At 71.3% G+C, this 2,846-nt stretch carries 2 protein-coding genes; both read left to right on the forward strand.

The annotated features are described in order from the left end of the window. The first annotated feature begins 2 nt into the window (after window positions 1-2). Window positions 3-272 (forward strand): acyl carrier protein, encoded by a 270-nt coding sequence (locus tag J2S55_RS30100; protein ID WP_306867901.1) that lies wholly within the window; start codon window positions 3-5, stop codon window positions 270-272. Beyond that, entirely contained in the window at window positions 272-2,671 is a 2,400-nt protein-coding gene (locus J2S55_RS30105) for an MMPL family transporter (protein WP_306867903.1), read from the forward strand. The genes J2S55_RS30100 and J2S55_RS30105 overlap by 1 nt, the downstream gene beginning before the upstream one ends. The last annotated feature ends 175 nt before the right edge of the window (window positions 2,672-2,846 follow it).

The raw sequence follows: 2,846 nt of genomic DNA on the forward strand, positions 1-2,846 counted from the left end.
GCATGTCCGCCGACGCCGGGATCGCCACCGACCTGGACAGCATTCGGGGCTGGCTGCGGGCCCAGGTGGCCTCGTACGTGACGCGCGCGCCGGAGGAGATCGATCCACTGGTGCCCTTCGCCCAGCACGGCATGGACTCGGTCTACCTGCTCAGCCTCTGCGGTGACATCGAGGCGGAGTACGGGCTGGAGGTCGAGCCGACCCTCGCCTGGGAGCATCCGACGGTCGCGGCCATGGCCGACCACCTCCGGGGACGGCTGAGCGCGGGCTGATGACCGCTCTGCTGTGCGGCCGGCGCGCGAAGTGGGTGGTGCTGGTCATCTGGCTGGGCGTCATCGGGATCGCCGGGTCCTTCGCCGGGCGGCTGGAGTCGGCGCAGAAGGACGACATCGCCGCCTACCTCCCGGAGAAGGCCGACTCCGCGCAGGCGGTCAAGCGCATTCTCGGCATGCAGGGGGAGAGCCTCTCCCCGGCGACGATCGTCTACGAGCGGCGCGAGGGCCTCACCCGGGCCGACGAGGACGAGATCGCCCGGGACATGAAGGCCTTCGCCGGGGTCGCCGGGGTGGTGGCGGAACTGCCCGCGCCGACCGGCGGCAGGACCTTCGGGCGGGCGGAGTTCGACCGGGAGCTCAAGCCGTACCGGGACGCGGAGGGGAGGCTGCCGGAGCCGCTGCGGGTGGTCGAGCGGAAGCTCCGGCTGCCCGCGCCGGCCAAGACGGTCAAGCTGATCGCCTCGCAGCGGTCCAAGGACGGTCAGGCCGTCCAGGTCGTGGTCGTCGTCAGGGACCAGGGCGGCCGGGAGACGGCCGAGGTCGTCGAGCGGGTGCGCCGGGTCGTCGACGCGGGCCGGCCCGCCGGGCTGGCCGCGCACATCACGGGCATGGTCGGCTTCCAGGCCGACGCGCTCGCGGTGTTCTCGACCGTGGACACCGACCTGCTGCTGGCTGCGATGGGCGTGGCGGTGGTGGTGCTGCTGATCACCTACCGCAGCGTGGTCCTCTGGCTGTTCCCGCTGGGCGTCGTGCTGGTGGGGCTGGTCGTCGCGATGGGGGTCAACTACCTGCTCGCCGCCGCGGAGGCGATCACGGTCAGCAGCGTGGCGGTGTCGCTGCTGATGGTCCTGGTGATCGGGGCCGGCACCGACTACGCGCTGCTGGTCATCGCCCGCTACCGGGAGGAGCTGGGCAGGCACGAGGACCGGCACGAGGCGATGGCGGTCGCGCTGCGCCGGGCCGGTCCGGCGGTGGTGGCGAGCGCGGCGACCGTGGTGGCCGGGCTGCTGTGCCTGCTGGTGGCCGACCTGAACTCCACCAAGGGGCTCGGGCCGGTCTCGGCGGTCGGTGTGGCCAGCGTGATGCTCGCCATGATGACGCTGCTGCCGGCCGTGATGGTCGTCTTCGGACGGTGGGTGTTCTGGCCGCTCGTCCCGCGCTGCCGGCCCCCCGGAGGCGAGGGCCCGCGCGGGCCGGCGCGGGCGGCCGGGGGTCTTCCCGCCGACGCCGGCATCTGGGGCACTTTAGGGCGGAAAATCGCGAAGAATCCAAGGCTGGTGTGGGTTGTCACCGTCATCGGGCTGGGCGTCTGCGCCTCCGGGCTGGCCTCCTACAAGGCGGGCGGGCTGAGCAACGCCGACGTGTTCCTCGGCAGGCCGGACTCGGTGGTCGGGCAGGAGGCCGCCGCCAGGCACTTCCCGGCCGGCGCGGCCGACCCGGTCCAGGTGGTCACCACCGAGCAGTACGTCAGGGACGTGATCGTCGACACCGCCCAGCGGCCCGAGGTCACCGCGATCTCGCTGGGCGCGGCGGGCAACGGCGACATCCTGCTCAACGTGAGCGTGCGCGCCGGCAACGGGGAGGAGTCCGAGCAGCGCCAGGTGCTCGCCCTGCGCGACCGGCTGCGGGCGGTGGCCGCCCCGGACGTCCACGTGGGCGGGAACGTGGCGCTGGTCGCCGATCTGGAGCGGGGCGCGCAGCGGGACCGCACCGTGATCATCCCGCTGGTGCTGCTGGTGGTCTTCGTGGTGCTGGCCCTGCTGCTGCGCTCGCTCGTCGCGCCGCTGCTGCTGCTGGCGACCGTCGTGGTGTCGTTCCTGGCGACGCTGGGGATCAGCTCGCTGGCCTTCGCCCACCTGTTCGGCTTCGCCGGGGTGGACCAGGGGTTCGTCCTGCTGGTCTTCGTGTTCCTGGTGGCGCTGGGGGTGGACTACAACATCTTCCTGATGCACCGGGTGCGGGAGGAGGCGCACCGGCACAGCACGGCGCACAGCGCGATCCTCGGTCTCGGCGCGACCGGCGGCGTGATCACCTCGGCCGGGGTCGTGCTCGCGGGCACCTTCGCGGTGCTCGTGGTGCTCCCGCTGACGCAGACCGTGCAGATCGCCTTCGCCGTGGCCGTGGGCGTGCTGCTCGACACGATGATCGTCCGCTCGGTGCTCGTGACGGCGCTGACCCTGGACGTCGGCGAGGCCGTCTGGTGGCCGAGCCGGCTGGCCAGGGGGCTGTCCTGGTGGCACCGCGCGGGGCGGCCGGTCCGGCGGCCGGACCCCGGGGTGCGGCCCCGTGTCATGCTCCGGCCCCGGGGGCTGGTGCGGCCCCGCGTCATGCTCAGATCCAGTCGCGTTGTCTTGAGGAAAGGCGAAAAAATGAGGGGCGAGTTTAGCGGCAAATGACAAATTGAATTATTGCGATGTAGATCACACCTATGGTTTACTGCCAGGTAACAAATGTGGGGCAGATTGTCGCACACAATGCGTTTCTACCCCGCTGAGGTGCTGATACGCACCCATCAGGCATTCTCCGGCCAAGATGGAAAGCGTGGCGATGGTGCTTATTCCGCGTTCTTTC

The sequence above is a fragment of the Streptosporangium brasiliense genome, from assembly GCF_030811595.1.
In the GTDB taxonomy this organism is placed as follows: domain Bacteria; phylum Actinomycetota; class Actinomycetes; order Streptosporangiales; family Streptosporangiaceae; genus Streptosporangium; species Streptosporangium brasiliense.

Coding starts and splice junctions, on each gene's coding strand:
- J2S55_RS30100 (WP_306867901.1), top strand. CDS start 3: ATGTCCGCCGACGCCGGGATCGCCACCGACCTGGACAGCATTCGGGGC.
- J2S55_RS30105 (WP_306867903.1), top strand. CDS start 272: ATGACCGCTCTGCTGTGCGGCCGGCGCGCGAAGTGGGTGGTGCTGGTC.